Source organism: Humibacillus xanthopallidus, from assembly GCF_006716675.1.
In the GTDB taxonomy this organism is placed as follows: Bacteria; Actinomycetota; Actinomycetes; order Actinomycetales; family Dermatophilaceae; genus Humibacillus; species Humibacillus xanthopallidus_B.
On record NZ_VFPM01000005.1, the window covers coordinates 118,557 to 141,209 of the forward strand.

Consider the following 22,653-nt stretch of genomic DNA (forward strand, 5'->3'; position numbering starts at 1 on the left):
CTCACGGCCACCGGGGTGACCGACTACGCCGCCGTGCGCCGCGCCTACGACACGGTCGCCGCGGACTACGCCGAGCGCCTGCCCGACACGCGTGCCGAGACGGCGCTCGACCTCGCGATGGTCGACGGCTTCGTCGCCGCGGTGCTCCGCGACCGCACCGACCCGACCGCCGCCCCGGTGCTCGACGCCGGGTGCGGGGCAGGTCGGATGAGTGGCTACCTCGCCGCCCGCGGCGTGGCGGTATGCGGCATGGACCTGTCCCCGGGAATGGTGGCCATGGCGCGCCGCGACCATCCCGAGATCGATGTCAGGGTCGGCTCGCTCGACGAGCTGCCTTGGGGCGAAGGGGAGTTCGCGGGCGTCCTGCTGTGGTACTCGATCATCCACACGCCGCCCTCGGGCCTCGACCGCGTGCTCGCCGAGGCCGTCCGGGTGCTCCGCCCCGGAGGACACCTGCTCGTCGGCTTCCAGTCGGGCACGGGCGTGCGAGACGTCGCCCCCGCATACCGCCGGCTCGGTCACGACGTGCGCCTCGAGCGCCACCTCCACACGCCCGACGACGTCACGGGGCGCCTGGCTGCGCTCGACGTCCACGAGGTGGCGCGGCTCGTGCGACGCGCCGAGGCCGGCGAGCGCGACGACCAGGCGGTCCTGCTCGCCCGCCGCGCCTGAGCCCCTGCCTCAGGCGGGGGCGTCGGTGAAGCGGAGGTAGGGCGTGACCTCGTCGACGGCGTCGTCGCCGAAGCGCTCGCGGGCGTCGGCCGTCGACACGGTCGGGGCGACGATGACCTTCTGGCCGGTGCGCCAGTCGGCGGGCGTCGAGAAGGGGCCGCTGTCGGTCAGCTGGAGGGCGTCGACGGCGCGCAGGATCTCGTCGAAGTTGCGACCCACGCTCTTGGGGTAGGTCAGCGACAGGCGCACCTTGTTGGCCGGGTCGATGATGAAGACCGACCGCACACCCGAGGTGTCTCCCTCGCCGGGGTGGATCATGTCGTAGGCCTCGGACACCTGGCGCGAGTCGTCGGCGATGATCGGGTAGCCGACGGTCGAGCCGCCGACCTGCTCGATGTCGCCCTTCCACTTCTCGTGGTCCTCGAGCGGGTCGACCGAGACGGCGAGCACCTTGACGCCGCGCGCGGCCCACTCGTCCTCGAGCGCGGCCACGCGTCCGAGCTCGGTCGTGCAGACCGGGGTGAAGTCGGCGGGGTGGCTGAAGAGCACGGCCCAGCTGCCGTCCTTCCAGTCGTGGAAGCTGATCGGGCCCTCGGTCGTGGCGGCCTCGAAGTCGGGGGCGATCTCGCCCAGTCGCGGTGTTGCCATGGCTCGTCCTCTCGCGGTCGGGCGCACGTCACGCCCCGGCTGGTGCTCAGTGTGGCCGCACAACCATGCACGGCGTTATGGGTGTCCAAATGTTGTGATGGACCCGGGGTCGTCTCGATGACGTCACGCCCACGCAGCGGCCGTGTCGGCGCGCGCTCCCAGCGGACGCCCAGACAGCCGACAGAGACTCGAAGGACCCGTGCGCGACCAGCGCCGACCAGAGGAGTCCTTGGTGAGTGGCCTGATCGACACCGTGACCCGTGAGGTGCTGAACGCGCCGATGTGGCTCGTGCTCCTCGTCGTCGGGGGCATCGTCTTCCTCGAGGACGCCGTCTTCGTGGGCTTCGTCGTGCCCGGCGAGACGGTCGCCCTGCTCGGCGGGGTGACCGCCTCGCTCGGTCACGTGCCCTTCCCCGTCGTGCTCGTCGTCGTGGTCGTCGCGGCGATCGTCGGCGACAGCGTCGGCTTCGAGGTGGGGCGCCACCTCGGTGGACGGGTCGTGCAGCTGCGCGCGTTCGCCCGGCACCGCGCCCGCATCGCCCAGGCCCAGGACTTCCTCGGCCGTCGCGGCGGGTCGGCCGTCTTCCTCGGTCGCTGGACCGCGTTCCTGCGCGCGGTCATGCCGGCCCTCGCGGGCATGTCGAGGATGCACTACCCGACCTTCCTCGCGTGGAACGCCGCGGGCGGCATCGCGTGGGGCAGTGTCGTCGTGACGGCGGGCTACCTCGCCGGCCGGTCCTGCGCACGCGTCGAGACGTGGCTGGGTCGCGGCGCCGGGATCGCGGTCGCCGTCATCGCCGTGGTCGCCCTCGTCGTCTGGCAGGTCCGGCGCCACCGCGCCGACGCGGAGGATGTGCATGACGCCCGCCGGGAGCCCGCCTCCGAGAGGTCGCCAATCGCCTGAGCCACGCCCCTCGATCCTCGCGGTTACGTCACGATTGCAGGCACGACGTCCGCTTTGGACCCGGCGCGCCCGCGCTCGTGCCATGCTCCCCGGCGTGACCGTCGACCTCCCCCCGCCGAGCGGGGCCCCGCAACCCCCGCCCCAGCCGACCGCTGCTGCCGAAGCCGACACGGTGCCGGCGCCGCTCATGCCGCCGCCTTATGCCGCCGCGCCCCCTCACCCGGCCCACCCCGACTTCCCGGGTCAGCCGGGTCAGCCGGGGCAGTCGGGACAGCCCAGTCAGCCGGGTCAGCTCGACCAGTTCGGTCAGCCCGGCCAGTACGGTCAGCCCGGCCCGAGCGGCCTGCCGTTCGCGCCGGCCGGACCCCCACGCCGCAACGGAGTCGCGATCGCGGCCCTGTGCTGCGGCATCGCAGGCTTCATCCCCGTCGTCGGTGTGATCGCGATCGTCCTCGGCGTCATCGCCCTGCACCAGCTGCGCGCCGGCTTCCAGCGCGGTCGCGGCATGGCCATCACGGGGATCGTGCTCGGGGCCCTCACCACGCTCGCCTGGACGGCCCTCATCGTCATCGCCATCGCCACGGGAGTCACGGCCGAGCCCGAGCGCAGCTCGTCGGGGCAGGTCAGCGGACAGTCGCAGGTCTTCATCGACAAGCTCAAGGCCGGTGACTGCTTCTCCGGCGGCAAGAAGGACCAGATCGACCTCGTCACGGCGATCCCGTGCACGTCACCGCACGAGAGCCAGGTCGTGGCCATCATCCAGCTGCCGGACGGTCCCTACCCCGGCGAGGACGCGGTGACGTCGGAGGCCGAGCAGGGCTGCACGGACAAGGCCGACCCACTCATCACCGACCGCGCCTACGACGAGCTCGACCCGTCCTACGTCTACCCCGACGCCGACACGTGGCGCGGGGACCGGTCCGTGCTCTGTCTCGTCGAGGCGCCGAGCGGCACGACGACCGGCTCCGCCCTCAAGTAGGGGCCACGCACGCGTGAGGCCCCCTTCCGTCTGGAAGGGGGCCTCACGGCATACGTGGTGCGGTGACCGAAAGGTCAGCGCTCCTCGGTGCCGGCGATGAAGGCCTCGAGCTTGGCGCGGCCGAGGTCGTCGGGGCGCTGCTCCGGCGGGGACTTCATGAGGTAGGACGAGGCGGACAGCAGGGCGCCGCCGATGCCGCGGTCCTTGGCGATCTTCGCCGCACGGATGGCGTCGATGATGATGCCGGCCGAGTTGGGGGAGTCCCAGACCTCGAGCTTGTACTCGAGGTTCAGCGGCACGTCACCGAAGGCGCGACCCTCGAGGCGCACGTAGGCCCACTTGCGGTCGTCGAGCCACGCGACGTAGTCGGACGGGCCGATGTGGACGTTCTTGCTGTCGACGAGACCCGAGAGCGGGCCGGTGAGGTTGCTCGTGACGGCCTGGGTCTTGGAGACCTTCTTGGACTCGAGACGCTCGCGCTCGAGCATGTTCTTGAAGTCCATGTTGCCGCCGACGTTGAGCTGGTACGTCCGGTCGAGCACGACGCCGCGGTCCTCGAAGAGCTTGGCCATGACGCGGTGCGTGATGGTCGCGCCGACCTGGCTCTTGATGTCGTCGCCGATGATCGGCACGCCGGCGGCCTCGAACTTCGCGGCCCACTCGGGGTCGGAGGCGATGAAGACCGGCAGGGCGTTGACGAAGGCGACGCCCGCGTCGATGGCGCACTGCGCGTAGAACTTGTCGGCCTGCTCCGAGCCCACCGGGAGGTAGGAGACGAGGACGTCGACCTTGCGGTCCTTGAGGACCTGCACGACGTCGACCGGCTCGGCAGACGACTCGTCGATCGTCAGGCGGTAGTACTTGCCGAGGCCGTCGAGCGTGTGGCCACGCTGGACCTCGACACCCGTCGTCGGCACGTCGGCGATCTTGATGGTGTTGTTCTCGGAGGCGTTGATGGCCTCGGAGAGGTCCTTGCCGACCTTCTTGTCGTCGACGTCGAACGCGGCGACGAACTCGACGTCAGAGACGTGGTACTCGCCGAACTTGACGTGCATGAGGCCGGGGACACCGGTGGTCGGGTCGGCGTCCTTATAGTACTCGACGCCCTGCACGAGCGAGCTCGCGCAGTTGCCGACGCCGACGATGGCGACGCGTACGGATCCCATGGATCACTCCTTGTTGGTGGTGGTGGTGCCGTTGGTGTTGGTGGTCGTGCCGTTGGGTGCGCTGGTGGTGTCGTCGTATGCCGAGGGGCCGGGGTCGAGGGCCGCGCGCCGTTCGGCGACGATGAGCTCCTCGAGCCAGCGCACCTCGCGCTCGGCCGCGTCCTCGCCGTGCTGCTGGAGGGCGAGGGTGTAGCCGTCCATGCGCTCGCGGTTGCGCGCCGAGGCGTCGCGGATGTTGGCGAGGCGCTCCTCGAGCCGCGAGCGACGCCCCTCGAGGATGCGCAGGCGGACCTGCGCCTCGGTGCGGGAGAAGAAGGCGAAGCGCACGTCGAAGTCGTCGTCGTCCCAGGCGTCGGGCCCGCTGGCGGCGACGAGGTCCTGGAAGTGCTCCTTGCCGTCGGCCGTCAGCTCGTAGGTGATGCGCGGCCGCTTGCCCGAGAGGGTCGGCTCCTGGGTCTCGTGGATCCAGCCGGCGTCGACGAGCCGCTTGAGCGCCGGGTAGAGCGAGCCGTAGGACAGGGCCCGGAAGATGCCGAGCGCGGTCGTGAGCCGCTTGCGCAGCTCGTAGCCGTGGAGGGGGCCGTCGTGGAGCAGGCCGAGCACCGCGAACTCGAGCAGCGCTGCACGGCGGCTCTGGGGACGGTCGGGCTTCGGCACCTCTTCACCATACACGCAGATATATCGCTGCGATACATCGCCAGATCAAGTTTGTCGCTCCATCGGGAACGTTCGGGCCGGTCCGCACGCTGGATCACCGGGAGTGTGCCGATGTCGTCACGACTCTGTGCAGCGCCTGTGAGCAGGCGCGTCTCATTTGGCCGGTGGCACGCGCGTCAGGTCATACTGAGTGGCGGCTCGGGGACTCCCGGGCCGCGTCGTTGAACGTCGTTGAACGTCGGTGAGTGTCGGTGAGTGTCGTCGTATTGGAGTGGGTGCAGTGAGTCAGAGCAGGCACGAGATCCGTGCCGCCCAGCTGGCGGGGTCCAAGGGCCGCACGTCGGGCGGCGGGACCGGGGGACCTGACGGACGTGGCGGCACCGGCTTCGCCGACGGCAGCGGGCGCGGCGGAGGCAACGGCAGCGGCGGGCGCACCGGATGGAAGAAGTGGGTGCTCGGCACCCTCAAGTGGGGCGCGATCGCCGGCCTCGCCCTCTTCGTCATCGGGATCGTGGCCGTCGTCGTCGCCTACACCAAGACGTCGATCCCGCAGCCGAACGAGCTCGCCGACAAGCAGGTCTCGATCGTCTACTACGCCGACGGCAAGACCGAGCTCGACCGCATCGCCGTCCAGGACGGCAACCGCGAGTCGGTGGCGCTCTCCAAGGTTCCGAAGTTCGTCCAGGACGCCCACATCGCCGCCGAGGATCGCACGTTCTACCAGAACAACGGCATCTCGGTCGGCGGCATCCTGCGCGCCGTGAAGACGAGCGTCACCGGCGAGACCCAGGTCGGCGGCTCGACGATCACCCAGCAGTACGTCAAGAACTACTTCCTCACGCAGGACCGCACCCTGACGCGCAAGGCCCGCGAGATCCTCATCGCCGTCAAGATCGACGGACAGCTGAGCAAGTCCGAGATCCTCGAGAAGTACCTCAACACGATCTACTACGGCCGCGGCGCCTACGGCATCCAGAGCGCTTCGAAGGCCTACTTCGGCAAGGACGTCAGCAAGCTGACCGTCGCCGAGGGCGCCGTGCTCGCGTCGGTCATCAACGCCCCGTCGCTCTACGACCCCGCCAACGGCGACAAGGCCCGGGCCAACCTCGAGAAGCGCTACGCCTACGTCCTCGACGGCATGGTCGAGGAGGGCTGGCTCTCGGCCGCCGACCGCGCGAAGTACACCGAGCTGCCCAAGATCCTCGACTACAAGGGCAACAGGTTCTCCGCCGGGCCCAACGGCTTCATCACCGCCCAGGTGAAGAAGGAGCTGCTCTCGACGGGCCTCACCGAGCAGGACATCGACAAGGGCGGCCTGCGCATCGTCACGACGATCGACAAGAAGGCGCAGAACGCTGCGATCGCCGCGATGAAGAACAACCTCCCCAAGAAGGTGCAGGGCGGCCTCGTCGCCATCCGCCCGGGTGACGGCGCCGTCGTCGCGATGTACGGCGGAGCCGACTACTCCAAGAACCAGTTCAACTCGGCGACGACGGCGATCATGCAGGGCGCCTCGAACTTCAAGCCCTTCGCCGTGCTCGCCGCGGTCCGCGAGGGCATCTCGACGAAGACGAAGTTCGACGGCGACCAGCCCCAGGAGATCGACGGCACGAAGATCACGAACTTCGGTGGCCGCTCCTACGGCATGGTCGACATGCGCCGGATGATCGGGCGCTCCATCAACACGGCCTTCGTCAACCTCAACAAGGAGGTGACGCCGGCCAAGACGCGTCAGGCCGCCGTCGACGCCGGCATCCCCGCCAAGACGCCGGGCATGGACGACACCCTCACCAACGTCCTCGGCACCGCCTCGCCGCACGTCATCGACATGGCCTCGGCCTACTCGACGATCGCGTCGCAGGGGGTGCGCAGCAAGCCCTACTTCGTCTCGAAGGTGACCTCGACCGAGGGCGACTTCACCTACGAGGCCAAGCCGCAGACCCAGCGGGCCTTCGACAAGGACGTGACCGCCGACGTCACCGACGCGATGACCTACACGGTCAAGACCGGTGGCACGGCCACGAAGCTCCAGCAGCTCGGTCGCCCGATCGCCGGCAAGACCGGCACCTCCTCGGAGGCCAAGTCGATCTGGTTCTCCGGCTTCGTGCCCCAGCTCGCCGTCTCGATCGGCATGTACAAGCCGGACGACAAGGGCAACCCGCAGACGCTCACCGACAACGAGGACACCAACCTCACGGGTGGCACCATCCCCGCCGACGTCTTCTACGACTTCATGAAGGTCGCGCTCGCCGACGTCGAGGTCCAGGACTTCCCGAAGCGTGCCGGTGTGGGTGACGACAAGATCCCGACGCCGACCGCCACGGTCACGCAGACCCCGACGCAGACGCAGACGCCGACCGCCACGGTCACCGTGCCGCCGTCCACGACGACCCAGGCGCCGCCTTCCACGACGACGCAGGCGCCGACGAAGACGAACGGTACGGGCAAGCCGACCCCCACCGACACGTCCACTGCGACGGCGACCGTCGCCCTCCCGCTGCCCACGACGACGAAGCCCGGCAAGGGACCGTGACGCCGGCGGCTGACCCGGTCGCGCGGGCGGCCTCCGAGGTCATCGGAGGCCCCCGCGGCCGGTATGCCGTGTCGCGCGAGCTCCCCTGGGTGCTCACCGCCGCTCTGCTGTCGGCCCTCACTGCCGTCACCGCCGGCTTCGGCATCCTCCTGCGCATCCCGTGCCTGCGCACCGGCTTCTCCGGCGTCGACCAGTTCTGGAACGCCTGCTACGCCGACCTGCCCACCGCCTACCGTGACGCGAACGTTAAGGCCGGCCTCGCGGCATACCTGCAGGGTGGGCCGGACGCCCCGGCGACGGGGCAGCCCCCGCTCACGGGACTCGCGCTCACCGCCGTCGCGAGCCTCGTGCCCGACGGCTCCCTCAACTCGCGTGCGGCGTGGTTCTTCGCGCTGTGGTCGGTGCTGCTGACGCTCCTGCTGCTCGTCATCGTGTGGCTCGTCGCCTCGAGCGCCCGCCCGCCGGTGCTCGCGGCGCACGTCGCCCTCTCGCCCGTCGTGGCGCTGACGGCCTTCATCTCGGCCGACCTGCTCGGCGTGGCGCTCGCGACCGCCGGCCTCTGGGCGTGGTCGAGGCGCAGACCCACGCTCGCCGGCGTGCTGCTGGGGCTCGCGATCTCCGCGCGCTCCTACCCCGTCCTGCTCCTGCTCGCGATCGGCCTGCTGTGCCTGCGCACCGGCCGGCTGCGTGAGTTCGCCCGCACCGCCGCGTATGCCGTCCTCACCCTCGGCGTCGTCCTGGCGGCGATCTGGCTGCTCAACCCCGAAGCCGCGGCCAGCGCCTACACCGGGTGGGCCTCGGCCGGCGCGGGCTACGGCTCGCCGTGGCTGCTGCCACAGCTCGCCGGGCACGCCCTACCCAACGGGGTCGTCACGGCGCTCGCCGTGGTCGGCTGGCTCGTCGCCCTCCTCGCCGGGGCGGTGCTCGCGCTGTCGTCGGCGCGGCGCCCGACGGTCGCGGAGGTCTCGCTCGTCATGGTCGCCATCGTGCTCGTCACCGGCAAGTCCTTCACCGTGCAGAGCTCGCTCTGGCTCGTGCCGCTCATCGCGTGGTGCGCGGTGCAGTGGCGCGACCACCTCATCTGGGCCGGGGCCGAGGCGCTCAACTTCGTCGCGGTGTGGCTGACGATCGCGGCCACGACGGTGCCCGACCGCGGTCTGCCACCCGCCTGGTACTCCTTCTTCTCCATGCTCCGCGTCGTCGCCGTGCTGTGGCTCGCCGCCGTCGTCTGGCTGCGGGCGCGGGAGCGCTGGAGCCCGCCGGCACCCGAGCGGACGGACGAGGGCGACGAGGCTGACGACGCTGCGGCCACCCCGAGCGTGCGTGAGGCCGACGACCTCGCGGGGCCGCTCGCCGGCGCCGAGGACCGCGTCCTCGTCCGCTTCAGCTGAGGTGGCGGGCGTCGCCCGCCCGGCGACGGGCGCCATGGCACGGATTTCGGGGTATGCCGGGTGGCCCGGTAGTCTTGCCGGGTTCACCGTGTGCCTGGCTGTGGATCATGCCGACCCCGTGTCGGTCCGGTCTGTGATGCTGGGGCTCGGTGGGACGAATGCAACCCTCCTGTCACGGGAGAGACCCGTGACCGCCAAGACCGAAGGAGGTGGGTTAGAAGCATGCGTCAGTACGAACTCATGGTCATCCTCGACCCGGAGACCGAAGAGCGCACCGTCGGCACGACGATGGATCGTTTCCTCACCGTCATCACGAAGGACGGCGGCACCGTCGACAACGTCGACATCTGGGGCCGTCGCCGCCTCGCCTACGACATCAAGAAGAAGTCCGAGGGCATCTACACCGTCGTCAACTTCACCGCTGAGCCGGCCACGGCCCAGGAGCTCGACCGACAGCTGAACCTCAGCGAGTCGATCATGCGGACCAAGCTGCTCCGTCCCGGCGCCTGAGCTGAGCCTCTCCGCCCGGCGTCCTGACGGGCGCCAGGTCACCCCCACGATCCGCTGAGGATCCGCCCAACGATCCGCTCCGATCACCCAACGAAGGACTGGTCCATGGCAGGCGACACCGTCATCACGATCATCGGCAACCTGACCGCCGACCCCGAGCTGCGTTTCACGCCGTCGGGTGCTGCGGTCGCGAACTTCACCGTGGCCTCCACGCCGCGGCAGTTCGACCGTCAGAGCAACGAGTGGAAGGACGGCGAGACGCTGTTCATGCGCTGCTCGGTGTGGCGTGACGCGGCAGAGAACGTCGCCGAGTCGCTCCAGCGGGGCACGCGTGTCATCGTCTCCGGTCGCCTCAAGTCCCGGTCCTACGAGACCAAGGAGGGTGAGAAGCGCACCGTCGTGGAGATGGACGTCGACGAGATCGGCCCGTCCCTGCGCAGCGCGACCGCCAAGGTCAACAAGACCCAGCGCGGTGGCGGTGGTGGTGGCTTCGGCGGCCAGGGTGGCCAGGGCAACGCGGGCGGCTGGGGTGCCCCGGCCGGTGGCGGCCAGGGTGGTCAGGCCGAGGACCCCTGGGCAACCGGCGGCTCCGCGCCTGCCGGCCAGGGCGCCGGCGGTCAGGGCGGCGGCTGGGGACAGCCCGCCGCTGCACCCAACGCTCCGCAGGGTGGCCAGGGTGGTGGCTGGGGCGCGGCTCCTAGCTACGACGAGCCTCCCTTCTGACCGACCCGCGAGGGTCGGCCTCCGCTGCCCGGTCCGCCGGACGGCATACGACAAGACATCAATGACCCATCCCGGGGCGTCTGACCCCGGGCTCTCATCACGAAGGAGAGCACCACGATGGCAAAGCCCGTTGTGCGCAAGCCCAAGAAGAAGGCCAACCCGCTGAAGGCGGCGAAGGTCGAGAACATCGACTACAAGGACACCGCGCTCCTGCGCAAGTTCATCTCCGACCGCGGCAAGATCCGCGCTCGTCGGGTGACCGGTGTGTCCGTCCAGGAGCAGCGTCTCATCGCCACGGCCGTCAAGAACGCCCGTGAGATGGCCCTGCTGCCCTACTCGAGCTCGGCTCGCTGAGCCGTTTTCGAGAGAGGAAACGAACCATGAAGCTCATTCTCACGCACGAGGTCTCCGGCCTCGGTGCTGCTGGTGACATCGTCGAGGTCAAGGACGGCTACGGCCGCAACTTCCTCATGCCGCGCGGTCTCGCGACCCCGTGGACCAAGGGCGGCCAGAAGCAGGTCGACGCCCTGACCAAGGGCCGTGAGGTCCGCGAGATCAAGGACCTCGACACCGCCAAGGGTGTCAAGGGCCAGCTCGAGGCCACGTCGGTCAAGGTCCCGGCCAAGGCCGGCCAGTCCGGTCGCCTCTTCGGCGCCGTGAGCAACGGCGACATCGCCGCTGCCGTCAAGGCCGCCGGTGGCCCGGAGCTCGACAAGCGCAAGATCGAGGTGAAGCAGGCCATCAAGACGCTCGGCTCCTACGAGGCGACCGTCCGCCTGCACCCCGAGGTCTCGGCCGTCCTCACGTTCGAGGTCGTCTCCGCCTGAGTTCTGCCTGAGTTCTGCCGGAGGTCTGCCTGGGCACCGCTCCGGGCATGCCTGAGCACAGCGACACGGGCCGGGATCCGCACCAGCGGATCCCGGCCCGTCGTCGTGCCCCCTCAGGTGAGCCGCGCCATGAGGTTGCCCACGTGCGGCGACCCGAGACCGGTGACCCGGTCGTAGCCGGCCGACGACTGGTAGGCGCCGTTGCTGCCCGACGTGATGTCGCGGAAGCAGGTGGTCCCGGCGAGCGGGTAGAGCAGCGGAGCGAGGTAGCCGTGCGCCGGCTTGCCGGCGCTCACCCGCGCCTCGTTGAGCAGGGCGCAGATGCCGGCCCACACCGGGGCGCTCCAGCTCGTCCCGCCGATCTGGGCGTCGCGGCCGTGCAGGATGACGAGGGCGCCGGTGTTCGGGTCCGCTGCCGCGCTGACGTCGGGGACGAGCCGCTTATCGCCCGCGGGCACGCCCGGCCCGGTCTGCCACGCCGGTCGCGCGAAGAGCACGCTCACCCCGCCCCCGCTGCCGGTCCAGGCCGTCTCGCTCGTCACGGCGTCCCCGGGGCTGAGGTCGAGCGTCGTGCCGCCGACGCCGATGACGACGGGGTCGGACGCCTCGTACTCGACCTGGAGGGGGCCACTCGACCCGTGCCCGGAGCCGTCGGGGTTCGACCCGGCGTCGCCGCTCGAGACGAAGACGTTGACCCCGGCCGCGGCCAGCTTGAGGAACTTCTGGTGCTGGGCCGCGACCTCGCCGCCGGGCCCCCCGAGGAAGGTCTCGCCGAGCCCGAGGCTGATCGAGAGCTGGCGCATCCCGGGATGGCGCGGCAGGTCGGAGATGATCCGGTCGAGCGCCTGGTCGAGGTCGACGAAGCGTAGCGACCCCGCGGCATACACCCGGATCTTCGCCCCGGGCGCGATGCCGCTCGACCACTCGACGTCGAGCGTCTCCTCTCCCTCGGCGGGCGGCAGGGTGGTGCCGCCGACGTTGATCTTCGTCACCCGCTTCGTGCTGGCGGAAGCGCCGGTGAAGCCGTTGCGCGCCCAGAACGCCTTGAGGTCCTTCGCCGCCGGCACGGTGTCGATGAGGATCGCGATGACCTGGCCGCTCCCCGTGACCGACAGCCCCTGCGCGCCGTATGCCGCCCGCAGGTCGTCGACGAGATAGGGCGGCGTCCCGGTCGCTGCGGCTGCCGGTGCCAGAGCCCGTGACCCGGTGACGTCCGTGGGCCCGACGTACCTGCGGAAGTGCTTGTTGAGCTGGCGGTAGGGCTGCAGGCCGAGGATCGCCCGGACCCCCTCACCGACATCGGCCGGAAGGCTGGGTGCGGTGCGGGCCGCCGAGTAGGTCACCCCGTCCTTGGTCACCTTGGCCATGTCGACCTGCAGCTGCTCGGCGATGTTGGAGACCGTCGAGGAGGCATAGACGGAGCTGCCGTCCGCGGAGGACTTGGCCACCGAGAAGCCATGCGACTCAAGCCATTCCGTGAGCTTCGTGCGCGCGGCGTCCGGTGCGGTCGCCGCCGCGATCTCCTCCGGAGTGGCCACCTCGCCGGCGGCCACCCTGGCCTCGAGCCTCGCCGTCGCCTCGGGGTCGAGCGAGAGCGTGAACAGCACGTCGAGCGTGTCGTCGAGCTCGCGCTGGGTAGCCGACTGGACGACCGCCCCGTTGGGCGCGGGCCCGTCCGACTCGGGTAGGGGAACGACACTGTCGTTGAAGATCTTGCGGGCAGCCAATGCCCTCACCGCCTTGGATTCTGGCCATGGCGGGCCCCGGCGGCCGAAGAGATGCCGCCGGGCCTCGATCTATGGAATGCGACCTGTTGGTTGGACCTGCTTCGATCCGGCGACCTCTTCACTGTCGCACCGATCGGGAGTGCCGGCCCGCGAAACGGTCCGAATCGTGAGGCCTCGACAGGGGTGGCGAGCTCGGGCCGGGTCAGCTGGAGTCGCGGACGACGAGGCTCGTCTCCATCATCGTCACGTGCTCGACCTGCTCACCCGCGAGCAGCCGCAGCAGCGTGTCGGCCATGACGACGCCCATCTCCAGCGACGGCTGGGCGACGGTCGTCAGGCCGATCCGACCGCGCGTGGCGTAGGGGCTGTTGTCGAAGCCGACGATGGCGACGTCGGTGGGCACCCGCAGCCCGCGCTCCTCGAGGGCGAGCAGCACGCCGCTCGCCATGAGGTCGCTCGCGACGAAGATCGCATCGAGGTCGGGGTGCTCGTCGACGAGGACCAGCGCCGCGCGGATGCCGCCGGCCTCGGTGAAGTCGCCATGAGCGATGCGGTGGTCGCTCAGCCCGGCGCCCGCCAAGGCGTCGCGCCAGCCCATCTCGCGGTCGACGGCGGCCGGCATGTCGGCCGGCCCGGTGATCGTCGCGATCCGCGTGCGCCCTCGGGCGATGAGGTGCTCGACGCCGCGCCGGGCACCGAGCCGGTTGTCGACGTCGATGTAGTAGTCGCCGGGGTTGGCGATCTGGCCGAGCGGCCGACCACCGAAGACGACGGGCAGCGACCGGCCGAGCGAGGCGAGGAAGTGGTCGCCGGAGTGGTGCGAGACGACGATCGCACCGTCGACGTTGCCCCCGAGCAGGTAGCGCCGGGTCTTCTCCGACGGGGAGCTCGGGTGCGTGAGCTGGAGGTTGAGCACGTAGTCGCTGTCGTCGAGCCGCTCGCTGATGCCCTGCACGACGTCGGCGAAGTAGGGGTCACCGAAGAAGCGGTGCGCGTTCTCCGGCACGACGAGCGCGATCGACATCGTGGCCCGGGCCGCGAGCGACCGCGCGGCGCGGTTGGGCACGTAGTTGAGCTCGGCGATCGCCTTCTCGACGACGACGAGCACGTCGGGGCTCACTCGGGGCGAGCCGTTGATGACGCGTGACACCGTGGCGCGCGACACGCCGGCCACCCGGGCGACCTCCTCGAGAGTCGGTCGGACGGGGGCCGGCGTCCCGTCGCTCATGTCCGCGTGTCTCCTGACGGGTGGTCGTGGGTGTCGTCGTGCGTCTCGATGCCGGTCGGCGGCGCGTCGGGCGGCGGCAGCTGTCGGGTCGCGATGATGCGGGCGTAGTCGAGGGCGCTCGCCTTGGGGGTGCGCACCTGGGTGTCGTAGTCCACACGGACGATACCGAACCGCTTCGCGTAGCCCCACGCCCACTCGAAGTTGTCGAGCAGCGACCAGTAGAAGTAGCCACGCACCGGCACGCCCTGCTCGACCGCGTCGAGGACCGCCCCGAGGTGCGCCCGCACGTATGCCGTCCGGTCGCGGTCCTGCACGAACCCGCGGTCGTCGGCCACGTCGTCGAAGGCGGCGCCGTTCTCGGTGACGTGGAGGGCGACCCCGGCGGGCCCGGCGTACTCCCGGTGGAGCCGGACGAGCAGGCGGGTCAGGCCCTCGGGCTGGATCTCCCAGTCCATGTCGGTCACGGGCAGACCGCGGGGGTGCCGGTGGGCGTGCTCCGCCGCCGGGAGGGGCGAGCGCGTCTCACGGCCGCCGTTGACGCTGTCGTCGAGCGGGGCGGCCGGCGCCTCGTGCCCGATCGCCTCACCGTTGTAGTAGTTGACGCCGAGGACGTCGATCGGGGTGGAGATCACCGCGAGGTCGCCGTCCATGATGTGGTCCTCGAGTCCCAGGTGGCGGACGTCCTCGAGGAGGTCGGCGGGGTACTCGCCGCGGAAGATCGGGTCGAGGAAGATCCGGTTCATCTGGGCGTCGACCCGTCGCGCACCGTCGACGTCGCGCGGGTCGGAGGGATCGAGGGGGTCGGCCACGGTGAAGTTGAGCGTCAGCCCGAGCTCGAGCGACGGGTCGCGGTCGCGCAGTGCCTGCACCGCCTTGCCGTGGGCGAGCATGAGGTGGTGCGCGGCAGCGAGCCCGTCGGCGGGGGAGGTGCGACCCGGCGCGTGCATGCCGCCGGTGTAGCCGAGGAAGGCCGAGCAGAACGGCTCGTTGAGCGTCGTCCACGTGCGCACCCGGTCACCGAGGCGGTCGTGCACGGCCAGGGCGTAGTCGACGAAGCGGTCGGTCGTCGACCGCTCGGTCCACCCGCCCCGGTGCTCGAGCGCCTGCGGCAGGTCCCAGTGGTAGAGCGTCAGCCAGGGCGCGATGCCGGCCTCGAGGAGCGCGTCGACGAGCCGCTCGTAGAAGTCGAGACCCGCGGCGTTGACCGGCCCGCCGTCGGGGCACACCCGCGTCCACGACGTCGAGAAGCGGTAGGACTGCAGGCCGAGCGAGCGCATGAGGGCGACGTCGGCGGCATACCGGTGGTAGTGGTCGCAGGCGACGTCGCCGGTGTCGCCGTCGACGACGGCACCCGGGGTGTGCGAGAAGGTGTCCCAGATGGAGTCCCGGCGCCCGTCCTCGTGCCGGGCGCCCTCGATCTGGTAGGCCGCGGTGGCGGCTCCCAGCACGAAGCTCGTCGGCACCGGGCGCGTCCCCGGGAGGATGAGCTCGGGTGTCACCGGGGTCGCTCCTCTCACGTCGGCGGGGTGGGTCAGGTGGGCGGTCATCCCTTGACTGCTCCTTGCATGATGCCGGAGACGAGCTGCTTGCCGGCGAAGACGAAGAGGACGATGAGCGGCAGCGCCATGAGGACGACGCCGTTGAGCACGAGCGAGTAGTCGACGAAGTAGGCCGCCTGCAGCTGCTGGAGCGCGACGGGCAGCGTCGGGTTGCCCGGGTCGAGGATGATGAACGGCCAGAAGAAGTTCGTCCACGTCGCGATGAAGGTGAAGAGGCCGAGCATCGCGGCGCCCGGCCGCACGGCCGGCAGCGCGATCGACCAGAAGGTACGCAGCGTCGACGCGCCGTCGACCCGTGAGGCCTCGATGAGCTCGTCGGGCAGGGCCTCCTGGAGGTACTGCGTCATCCAGAAGACGCCGAAGGCGCTCACGGCGCTCGGGACGATGACGGCCCAGAGGCTGCCGATCCAGCCGAGCTTGCTCATGACGATGAAGAGCGGCACGATCCCGAGCTGCGTCGGCACGGCCATCGTCGCGATGACGAAGACGAGCAGGCCGCCCCGGCCCCGGAAGCGGAGCTTGGCGAAGGCGAAGCCGGCCATGGCGGAGAAGAGCACGACGAGGAGCGAGACCGTCGTGCTGACGATGATGCTGTTGCCGAGCGCCTTCCAGAACGGCACGGTCGTCACGACGGTCGCGGCGTTCTGGATGAAGTGCCCGCCGGGGACGAAGGAGTACGGGTCCTGCACGATGGCGGCCGCGTCCTTGCTGCCGATGACGAACGACCACCAGAGCGGGAAGGCCGACGCCAGCAGCACGACGATGAGGAAGACGTATGCCGCCGGGCTGGCCTGGGTGCGGCGGATGACCTTGGCTCTCATCGGGATCCCTTCGAGGCGATCCTGCGGGTGAGCAGGAAGTTGATGATGGCGAAGACGACGATGATGAGGAAGAGCATCCAGGCGACCGCGGCGGCCCGGCCGAAGTTCTTCTGCGTCCAGCCGAGCTGGTAGAGGTAGAGCGTCAGCGTCTGCCACTGGCGGTCGGCGCCGCCGAGGCCGTACTGGTCATACATCCGCGGCTCGTCGAAGATCTGCAGGCCACCGATCGTCGAGGTGACGATGACGAAGATGATCGTCGCGCGCAGCTGCGGGATGGTGATGGAGAAGAAGGTGCGCACCCGGCCGGCGCCGTCGATGAGGGCCGCCTCGTAGTAGTCGCGGGGCACGGCCTGCATCGCCGCGAGGAAGATGAGGGCGTTGTAGCCGATCCAACGGAAGTTGACCATCGTGGCGATGGCGACGTGGCTCGGCAGGACCTCCTTGTGCCACTGGATCGGGTCGATGCCGACGAGGCCCAGCAGGTGGTTGACGAGGCCGAACTTGTCACCGAAGAGGTCGCTGAAGATGAGGGCGACGGCGACGGGCGCGAGCACGTAGGGCAATAGCACGCCCATCCGCCAGAAGGTGCGGCCGCGCAGGTTGCTGTCGAGGGCCGCCGCGATGAGCAGCGCGATGATGATCTGCGGCACGCTCGAGAGCAGGAAGATGCTCACGGTGTTCTTCAGGGCGTTCCAGAAGTAGGGCTGGCCGAGCACGTCGGTGTAGTTCTTGAGCCCGACGAAGGCGCCCTGACCGCCGATGAGGCTCCACTTGTGCAGGGAGACCCAGGCTGTGTAGAGCAGCGGAAAGAGCCCGACGACGCCGAAGAGGATGAAGAAGGGCGAGATGTACGCGTAGGGCGAGGCCTTCTCGTCGGCGCGGGTGAGGCGGCGGCGCCAGGCGGGCCGCGGCGCCATCGGCGTGCGCTCCACGGCGGTGGGAGGAGGGTCCTGCGGCCTCAGGCGCGAGGGGGACTGGACGGTCACGGTCGGATCCGCTCGTCGGGCGGGTGGCGCGGTGCCTGGAGGGGGATCACCGCGCCAGCCGCTGGTCGGCGCTCAGCGGCATACCGCTGGCTTGTGCTGGGGCCGGTCTGACGGGGCCCGGGACGTGTCGGGCCCCGTCAGACCGTGGATGCTCGGCTCAGCCGAGGGCCTTGACGTCATTGACCCACTTGTCCCACGACTCCTGCGGCGAGCTGCCCTGCTCGACGCGGGTGAGCGCCTGCTGCATCGCGTCGTTGATCGCGAAGTAGTGGGTGCCCTTGTAGGGGGCGATGGTGACGGCCTTGGCCCGGTCGGCGAAGATCTGGCCGGTCGGTGCGTCGTTGAACGAGGCGACCTTGAACGAGAGCAGGTCAGGGCTGCTGAGCGCCTGGACCTGGCTCGGGAAGGCCCCAACCTTCTTGAAGGCCTTGATCTGCTGCTCGGGCGCGGTCAGCCACGCGGCGAGCTGCTGGGCCTCCTTCGGGTGGGCGCTCTGCTTCGGGACGGTCAGGTAGGACCCGCCCCAGTTGCCGCCGCCACCGGGGAAGGTGTTCGCGACGTCCCAGCCCTTGACACCCTTGGCGTTGCCCTCGATGACACCGACCATCCAGCCGGGGCAGAGCATCGTTGCGAAGCCGTCCTTCTGGAAGCTCGCGGTCCAGTCGTCACCCCACTGCTGGAGCTTGGCGGAGAGGCCGTCGGTGATGCCGGCCTTGACGACGGCGTCGTAGACCTTCTTGACCTCGGGGTTCTCGGTCGCGGTGATCGAGTCGTCGGTCGGGTTCTCGTAGGCGGCCTCGAGCTGGTTGACCATGCCCTGGTACGTGGCGCCGATGCTGTCGAAGAAGGGGACCTTCGACTTGGCGGCGAACTGCTTGCCGGCGGCGAAGTAGCTGTCCCACGTCGTGCCGAAGAGCTTGGCGACGGACTCACGGTCGCTCGGCAGGCCGGCGGCCTTGAAGAGGTCGCTGCGGTAGCAGATGGCCTCGGGGCCGGAGTCGGTGCCGTAGCCGATGAGGGCGCCGTTGGCGTCGGTCGCGGCCTTGGCCTTCCAGTCGAGCCAGCGGCCCTCGACGTCGGGGGACTTGAGGTCGTTGAACTTGTCGGAGTACTGGAGCATCTCCGGCAGCCAGTCGACCTCGACGGCCTCGACGTCGGCCATGCCGCTGCCGGCCGAGAGGCGGGTGAAGAAGTTGTCGCGGGCCTCGTTGGAGGTCGCGGCCTTCTTGTGCGTGACCTTGATGTTCGGGTAGGCCTTCTCGAACTCCGGGATGAGATCCTCGTAGCCGAACTGGTTGAAGGTGGCGAGCGTCAGGGTGACCGGTCCGCTGGCGGACGTGGCCCCGGCCTGGGTGGAGCCGGCCGTGTCGCCCGAGCTGGAGCTGCAGGCCGTCAGGGCGAGGGCCCCGACGGCGATGGTGGCGAGCGCGACGGATCGCGCCGATGCGCGGCGGCCGGAACGGTCGCCGGAGCGGGTGGTACGGGACATTGGAGAGCTCCTTCGGTCTCTTCCCAGGATGGGTCGTGGGAGCGCTCTCCGTGCGTGAAACGGATGCGTGAGAGCGCTCTCACGGATGAGGATGGAGGCAGCCCGTCATCCGGGTCAAGTGCCGTTACCAACCCGTGACCTGTGGCGTGATCGACGTGCCGAGCTGGTTGACCGTGCATCGGAGGGTGGGGTGGGATGGGAGCAGCGACGCTCCACCCGAGCGAGAGGACGGCCATGCCGGCGCACGACCTCCGGACCGAACGCCCCTATGACCTGCTTGCGATGGGAAGGGTGGGGGTCGACCTCTACCCGCTCCAGCACGGCGTGACGCTCGACGAGGTGCGCACCTTCGAGAAGTTCCTCGGGGGCAGCGCGGCCAACGTCACGGTGGCCGCGGCGCGACACGGCCGCCGGTCCGCGCTCATCAGCGCGACGTCCGACGACGCCTTCGGGCGCTTCGTCCACCGCCAGCTGCTGCAGCTCGGCGTCGACGACGCGTTCGTCGCGACCCTCGTCGGCGGCGCGCCGACACCGGTGACCTTCTGCGAGATCATGCCGCCCGACCACTTCCCGATCTGGTTCTATCGCTACCCGACCGCGCCGGATCTCATGATCAGCGCCGACTCTCTTCCGCTGCAAGCGATTCGAGACGCACGTGTCTTCTGGTCGACGCTCACGGGCCTGTCGCAGGAGCCGAGCCGGTCCGCCCACCTCGCGGCTTGGGAGGAGCGTGGACGCCGGGTGCCGACGGTGCTCGACCTCGACTACCGGCCGGGCTTCTGGGACGACCCGGTCGAGGCGCGCGAGCAGGTGGCGCGCGGGCTGCGCGAGGTGACGATCGCCATCGGCACGGTCGAGGAGTGCGAGCTGGCGACCGGCGAGAGCGACCCCGATGCTGCGGCACGCTCGCTGCTGGCCTCCGGCGTCGACCTCGCCGTGGTCAAGCAGGGCCCGCGGGGGGTGCTCGGGGTCACCGCGAGCGAGCGGGTGCAGGTCAACGCCTATCCCGTCACGGTCGTCAACGCACTGGGCGCGGGCGACGCCCTCGGGGGCGCCCTCGTGCACGGCCTGCTCGAGGGCTGGGACCTCGAGCGCGCCCTGCACTTCGCCAACGTCGCCGGGGCGATCGTCGCGTCGCGGGTCGAGTGCTCGACGGCGATGCCGACGACGGCCGAGGTGCAGCAGCTGCTGTCCGACGTCGAGGTGGCCGACGGGGCCTGGTGAGTCGCTCGGGCGGCGCTGACGGTCGCGCGAAAGTGACTGGGGGCAAAGAGAAAACCCGCCCCCGCTGGTCACGTCGCCGAACTCGACCAGCAGGGGCGGGTGCCCTTGACCCGGTGATCCGACAGGGGAGGAGATCACCGAGTCGCACAGGAGCAACTCACGAGTACGACTATGACCCCGCAACCTTAAAGAACGCTGGGAGGCCCCTACCAGTTACCTCAGGCCTGCATCCCGGACACGGTCGGCGGGGCCGGCGAGACCGGTTCCTCCGTCGTGAACTGGGTACTCGATGGTGGGGTCTGGTCGAGTGCTCAGTTCCCCCGTCGTGAACTGGGCACTCGATGGTGGGGTCTGGTCGAGTGCCCAGTTCCCCCGTCGGAAACTGGGCACTCGATGGTGGGGTCTGGTCGAGTGCCCAGTTCCCGACGCGGCCCCCCGCCTGCTGGACTCGGCGGGCCGGACTCAGCGGGCGCCGACGACCATCCAGTCGTCGTGCCGCGCCCGCCACCCGAGCACGACGGCCCGGATCGCCATGAACCCGGTGAAGGCCACCCAGAGGATCGCCACGTCGTGCGCCGGTGAGCCCGAGGGGCCGGCCGCACGCACGGCGAGCAGGATCGGCAGGTAGGCGACCAAGGTGACGAGCATGCCCCACGCGAGCCACGTGCCGTCGCCGGCTCCGATCAGCACGCCGTCGAGGACGAAGACGTAGCCCGAGACCGCCTGGCCGAGACCGACGACGACAAGCGCGGCCGACAGCGCCTCCTGCACCGCCGGGTCGGGCGAGAAGAGGGGCGGGATCACCCCGTGCAGCGCGACGACGACGAGCCCGATCCCGAGCCCGCCCCACGTGCCCCAGCGCGTCATCGTGCCCATCGCCTCGCGCACCCCTGGCCTGTCGCCGGCGCCGAGGGCGCGCCCGACGATGGCCTGAGCCGCGATGGCGAGCGCGTCGAGCGCGAAGGCGAGGAACGACCAGATCGTCATCGCCACCTGGTGCGCCGCCAGGGTGACGTCGCCGAGCGAGGCCGCGACCCACGTCGTCAGCAGCAGCACCGCGCGCAGCGCGAGCGTACGCACGAGCAGGGGTATGCCGGTGCGCGCGGCCGTGAGCACGCGCCCCGGGTGCGGGTGCAGGGACGCCTGGCGGGCACGGGCCTTGACAACGAGCACCGTGACGAGGGCGACCGCCATGCCGGTCTGGGCGATGACGGTCCCCCACGCGGATCCGGCGATGCCCCAGTGCAGTCCGTAGACGAAGTAGAGGTTGAGCGCGATGTTGACGCCGAAGCCGGCGACGGACGCGACGAGGGGCGTGATGGTGTCCTGGAGGCCTCGTAGCACTCCGGTGACGGCGAGGATGACGAGCATGCCGGGCAGGCCGAAGGCCGACACGCGCAGGTAGGTCGTCGCCTGCTCGAGCACCGACGGCGAGGCTCCGAACGCCGCGCAGATGGGCTCGGCCCAGATCGCGACGACGGCAGCCACCACCGCGCCGAGACCGAGGGCGAGCCAGAAGCCGTCGATGCCGGCGCTGATCGCCGACCGTTCGTCGCCGGCGCCGAGATGTCGGGCGACGACACTCGTCGTGCCGTAGGCGAGGAAGACGAAGATGCCGGCGCCGGTCACGAGGGCAGCGCTCGCCACCCCGAGCCCGGCGAGCTCGGCCGTGCCGAGATGGCCGATGATCGCCGAGTCCGCGAGGAGGAAGAGGGGCTCGGCGATGAGCGCGAGGAAGGCCGGAACCGCCAGCCGGAGGATCTCCCGCCGTCGCGCGACCGCGCGTCCCCACTCGTCGAGCTCGGTCTCCTCCTGCTCCTGATGCTCCCGCTGCTCCCGCGACCCGGGGTCGGCGCTCATGGGAGCGGCCCGAGGTGCTTGAGCGCCTCGCGGCGCGACAGGCCGGAGAGGTCCGGATGCGAGGCCACGAAACCCCGCACCCAGGCCGGGTCGAGCCGGGCCCGGTCGCGCAGGGCCCAGCCGATCGCCTTGCGACTGAAGAAGTCACCGTCGTCGATGTTGGGCTCGATGACGTCGACGAGCAGCTGGGCGTCGAAGCCGTCGCGCCTGCCGATCTGGCTGAGGATCGCCGCGCGGCGCACCCACAGCGACTCGTCGGACGCCCACTCGCGCATGCGCAGGGCCTCGACCGACGGCGCCGACACCACGGTATCGCGCACGAGGTGGGTGGCGATGTCGTCGACGACGTCCCACCAGGCCCCGAGGCGGATGAGGCTCTGCCACAAGGGCATCACGTCGCTGTCGACCCACCTGCGGTAGGGGCGGTGACGCGCGAGGGCGATCGCGGCATACCACTCCTCGCGGTGCGTGGCGCCGTGCCACAGCGACTCGATCGTCGCCGCCCACTGCTCGCGCGACTCCATCGCGAGCCCCGGGTCGCGCAGCAGCGGAGCCAGCGCGGCCTTGAGCTGTGGCGAGGTGAAGCCGCGGTAGGGCAGGGCCGACTTCATGTAGCGCTGCTGGCCCGGGGCCCGTGCGGGATCACCCCCCTCGGCGAGGGCGGCGCGCACGGCGGCGACGAGCTCGTCGTGGACCCCCTGACCGACCATGCAGCCAAGGTAGCCGGGACTCCCGACACCCGAGCCGCC

Annotated in this window: 21 protein-coding genes; 10 read left to right on the forward strand and 11 right to left on the reverse strand. The window is 70.4% G+C overall.

Annotated features, from left to right (window positions below; genetic code table 11):
• The first annotated feature begins 15 nt into the window (after positions 1-15).
• Complete coding sequence (locus FBY41_RS22200; RefSeq protein WP_260439975.1) at positions 16-672, forward strand: class I SAM-dependent methyltransferase; 657 nt, start codon at positions 16-18, stop codon at positions 670-672.
• Between the two features lie 9 nt (positions 673-681).
• Here FBY41_RS22200 and FBY41_RS22205 read toward each other — a convergent pair whose 3' ends face one another.
• Complete coding sequence (locus tag FBY41_RS22205; RefSeq protein WP_141847306.1) at positions 682-1,320, reverse strand: peroxiredoxin; 639 nt, start codon at positions 1,318-1,320, stop codon at positions 682-684.
• 232 nt (positions 1,321-1,552) lie between these two features.
• On the opposite strand from FBY41_RS22205, the gene FBY41_RS22210 reads away from it, so the two are divergent.
• A complete protein-coding gene (locus tag FBY41_RS22210) occupies positions 1,553-2,224 on the forward strand; it encodes a DedA family protein (RefSeq protein WP_221629401.1) in 672 nt (223 codons plus the stop codon).
• 94 nt (positions 2,225-2,318) lie between these two features.
• The gene (locus FBY41_RS22215; RefSeq protein ID WP_141847309.1) at positions 2,319-3,203 is read left to right on the forward strand and encodes a DUF4190 domain-containing protein; all 885 of its coding nucleotides are present in this window, start codon (positions 2,319-2,321) and stop codon (positions 3,201-3,203) included.
• Between the two features lie 74 nt (positions 3,204-3,277).
• Here FBY41_RS22215 and FBY41_RS22220 read toward each other — a convergent pair whose 3' ends face one another.
• On the reverse strand, positions 3,278-4,369 hold the full coding sequence (locus FBY41_RS22220) for an inositol-3-phosphate synthase (protein ID WP_141847311.1): 1,092 nt from the start codon (positions 4,367-4,369) through the stop codon (positions 3,278-3,280).
• A 3-nt stretch (positions 4,370-4,372) separates the two neighbouring features.
• Positions 4,373-5,026 (reverse strand): PadR family transcriptional regulator, encoded by a 654-nt coding sequence (locus FBY41_RS22225; protein ID WP_260439976.1) that lies wholly within the window; start codon positions 5,024-5,026, stop codon positions 4,373-4,375.
• 280 nt (positions 5,027-5,306) lie between these two features.
• Here FBY41_RS22225 and FBY41_RS22230 point away from each other — a divergent pair, with 280 nt between their 5' ends.
• The 6 genes from FBY41_RS22230 (at position 5,307) to rplI (ending at position 11,010) form a co-directional block, all read left to right on the forward strand.
• Complete coding sequence (locus FBY41_RS22230; RefSeq protein WP_141847313.1) at positions 5,307-7,559, forward strand: transglycosylase domain-containing protein; 2,253 nt, start codon at positions 5,307-5,309, stop codon at positions 7,557-7,559.
• A complete protein-coding gene (locus FBY41_RS22235; RefSeq protein ID WP_141847315.1) occupies positions 7,556-8,950 on the forward strand; it encodes a glycosyltransferase 87 family protein in 1,395 nt (464 codons plus the stop codon). The genes FBY41_RS22230 and FBY41_RS22235 overlap by 4 nt, the downstream gene beginning before the upstream one ends.
• Positions 8,951-9,172: 222 nt before the next feature.
• Complete coding sequence (gene rpsF, locus FBY41_RS22240; RefSeq protein ID WP_141847317.1) at positions 9,173-9,460, forward strand: 30S ribosomal protein S6; 288 nt, start codon at positions 9,173-9,175, stop codon at positions 9,458-9,460.
• Positions 9,461-9,565: 105 nt separating this feature from the next.
• Entirely contained in the window at positions 9,566-10,183 is a 618-nt protein-coding gene (locus tag FBY41_RS22245; protein WP_141847319.1) for a single-stranded DNA-binding protein, read from the forward strand.
• Between the two features lie 117 nt (positions 10,184-10,300).
• The gene (gene rpsR / locus FBY41_RS22250) at positions 10,301-10,537 is read left to right on the forward strand and encodes a 30S ribosomal protein S18 (RefSeq protein WP_013494395.1); all 237 of its coding nucleotides are present in this window, start codon (positions 10,301-10,303) and stop codon (positions 10,535-10,537) included.
• Positions 10,538-10,563: 26 nt separating this feature from the next.
• Positions 10,564-11,010 carry a 50S ribosomal protein L9 gene (rplI, locus tag FBY41_RS22255; protein WP_141847322.1) on the forward strand — a complete coding sequence of 149 codons (447 nt, stop codon included), beginning with the start codon at positions 10,564-10,566 and terminating at the stop codon, positions 11,008-11,010.
• Between the two features lie 113 nt (positions 11,011-11,123).
• Here rplI and FBY41_RS22260 read toward each other — a convergent pair whose 3' ends face one another.
• The 6 genes from FBY41_RS22260 to FBY41_RS22285 all read right to left on the reverse strand — a co-directional run bounded on the left by FBY41_RS22260 (position 11,124) and on the right by FBY41_RS22285 (position 18,820).
• Complete coding sequence (locus FBY41_RS22260; RefSeq protein ID WP_221629402.1) at positions 11,124-12,746, reverse strand: S53 family peptidase; 1,623 nt, start codon at positions 12,744-12,746, stop codon at positions 11,124-11,126.
• A 193-nt stretch (positions 12,747-12,939) separates the two neighbouring features.
• Positions 12,940-13,965 carry a LacI family DNA-binding transcriptional regulator gene (locus FBY41_RS22265; protein WP_141847326.1) on the reverse strand — a complete coding sequence of 342 codons (1,026 nt, stop codon included), beginning with the start codon at positions 13,963-13,965 and terminating at the stop codon, positions 12,940-12,942.
• Positions 13,962-15,512 carry a GH1 family beta-glucosidase gene (locus FBY41_RS22270; RefSeq protein WP_141847328.1) on the reverse strand — a complete coding sequence of 517 codons (1,551 nt, stop codon included), beginning with the start codon at positions 15,510-15,512 and terminating at the stop codon, positions 13,962-13,964. Before FBY41_RS22270 ends, FBY41_RS22265 begins: the two co-directional genes overlap by 4 nt.
• Positions 15,509-16,345 (reverse strand): carbohydrate ABC transporter permease, encoded by an 837-nt coding sequence (locus tag FBY41_RS22275; RefSeq protein ID WP_141847330.1) that lies wholly within the window; start codon positions 16,343-16,345, stop codon positions 15,509-15,511. The genes FBY41_RS22270 and FBY41_RS22275 overlap by 4 nt, the downstream gene beginning before the upstream one ends.
• Positions 16,342-17,331, reverse strand: coding sequence for a carbohydrate ABC transporter permease (locus FBY41_RS22280; protein WP_375869899.1), 990 nt, complete (start codon positions 17,329-17,331; stop codon positions 16,342-16,344). The genes FBY41_RS22275 and FBY41_RS22280 overlap by 4 nt, the downstream gene beginning before the upstream one ends.
• Before the next feature lie 157 nt (positions 17,332-17,488).
• Positions 17,489-18,820: an ABC transporter substrate-binding protein gene (locus FBY41_RS22285; protein WP_141847332.1), complete on the reverse strand. Its 1,332-nt coding sequence runs from the start codon at positions 18,818-18,820 to the stop codon at positions 17,489-17,491.
• A gap of 234 nt (positions 18,821-19,054) precedes the next feature.
• On the opposite strand from FBY41_RS22285, the gene iolC reads away from it, so the two are divergent.
• Entirely contained in the window at positions 19,055-20,044 is a 990-nt protein-coding gene (gene iolC, locus FBY41_RS22290; RefSeq protein ID WP_141847482.1) for a 5-dehydro-2-deoxygluconokinase, read from the forward strand.
• Positions 20,045-20,506: 462 nt separating this feature from the next.
• Here iolC and FBY41_RS22295 read toward each other — a convergent pair whose 3' ends face one another.
• Together FBY41_RS22295 and FBY41_RS22300 are read right to left on the reverse strand one after the other, a co-directional pair.
• Positions 20,507-21,904 carry an MATE family efflux transporter gene (locus tag FBY41_RS22295; protein ID WP_141847335.1) on the reverse strand — a complete coding sequence of 466 codons (1,398 nt, stop codon included), beginning with the start codon at positions 21,902-21,904 and terminating at the stop codon, positions 20,507-20,509.
• Positions 21,901-22,614 carry a DNA alkylation repair protein gene (locus tag FBY41_RS22300; protein WP_141847337.1) on the reverse strand — a complete coding sequence of 238 codons (714 nt, stop codon included), beginning with the start codon at positions 22,612-22,614 and terminating at the stop codon, positions 21,901-21,903. The genes FBY41_RS22295 and FBY41_RS22300 overlap by 4 nt, the downstream gene beginning before the upstream one ends.
• Positions 22,615-22,653 lie beyond the last annotated feature (39 nt).

Excerpts from the sequence above, each read along its gene's own strand:
- FBY41_RS22205 (WP_141847306.1), bottom strand. The coding sequence starts at position 1,320 with ATGGCAACACCGCGACTGGGCGAGATCGCCCCCGACTTCGAGGCCGCC.
- FBY41_RS22220 (WP_141847311.1), bottom strand. The coding sequence starts at position 4,369 with ATGGGATCCGTACGCGTCGCCATCGTCGGCGTCGGCAACTGCGCGAGC.
- rpsF (WP_141847317.1), top strand. The coding sequence starts at position 9,173 with ATGCGTCAGTACGAACTCATGGTCATCCTCGACCCGGAGACCGAAGAG.
- FBY41_RS22245 (WP_141847319.1), top strand. The coding sequence starts at position 9,566 with ATGGCAGGCGACACCGTCATCACGATCATCGGCAACCTGACCGCCGAC.
- rpsR (WP_013494395.1), top strand. The coding sequence starts at position 10,301 with ATGGCAAAGCCCGTTGTGCGCAAGCCCAAGAAGAAGGCCAACCCGCTG.
- rplI (WP_141847322.1), top strand. The coding sequence starts at position 10,564 with ATGAAGCTCATTCTCACGCACGAGGTCTCCGGCCTCGGTGCTGCTGGT.
- FBY41_RS22265 (WP_141847326.1), bottom strand. The coding sequence starts at position 13,965 with ATGAGCGACGGGACGCCGGCCCCCGTCCGACCGACTCTCGAGGAGGTC.
- FBY41_RS22270 (WP_141847328.1), bottom strand. The coding sequence starts at position 15,512 with ATGACCGCCCACCTGACCCACCCCGCCGACGTGAGAGGAGCGACCCCG.
- FBY41_RS22275 (WP_141847330.1), bottom strand. The coding sequence starts at position 16,345 with ATGAGAGCCAAGGTCATCCGCCGCACCCAGGCCAGCCCGGCGGCATAC.
- FBY41_RS22285 (WP_141847332.1), bottom strand. The coding sequence starts at position 18,820 with ATGTCCCGTACCACCCGCTCCGGCGACCGTTCCGGCCGCCGCGCATCG.
- iolC (WP_141847482.1), top strand. The coding sequence starts at position 19,055 with ATGCCGGCGCACGACCTCCGGACCGAACGCCCCTATGACCTGCTTGCG.
- FBY41_RS22295 (WP_141847335.1), bottom strand. The coding sequence starts at position 21,904 with ATGAGCGCCGACCCCGGGTCGCGGGAGCAGCGGGAGCATCAGGAGCAG.
- FBY41_RS22300 (WP_141847337.1), bottom strand. The coding sequence starts at position 22,614 with ATGGTCGGTCAGGGGGTCCACGACGAGCTCGTCGCCGCCGTGCGCGCC.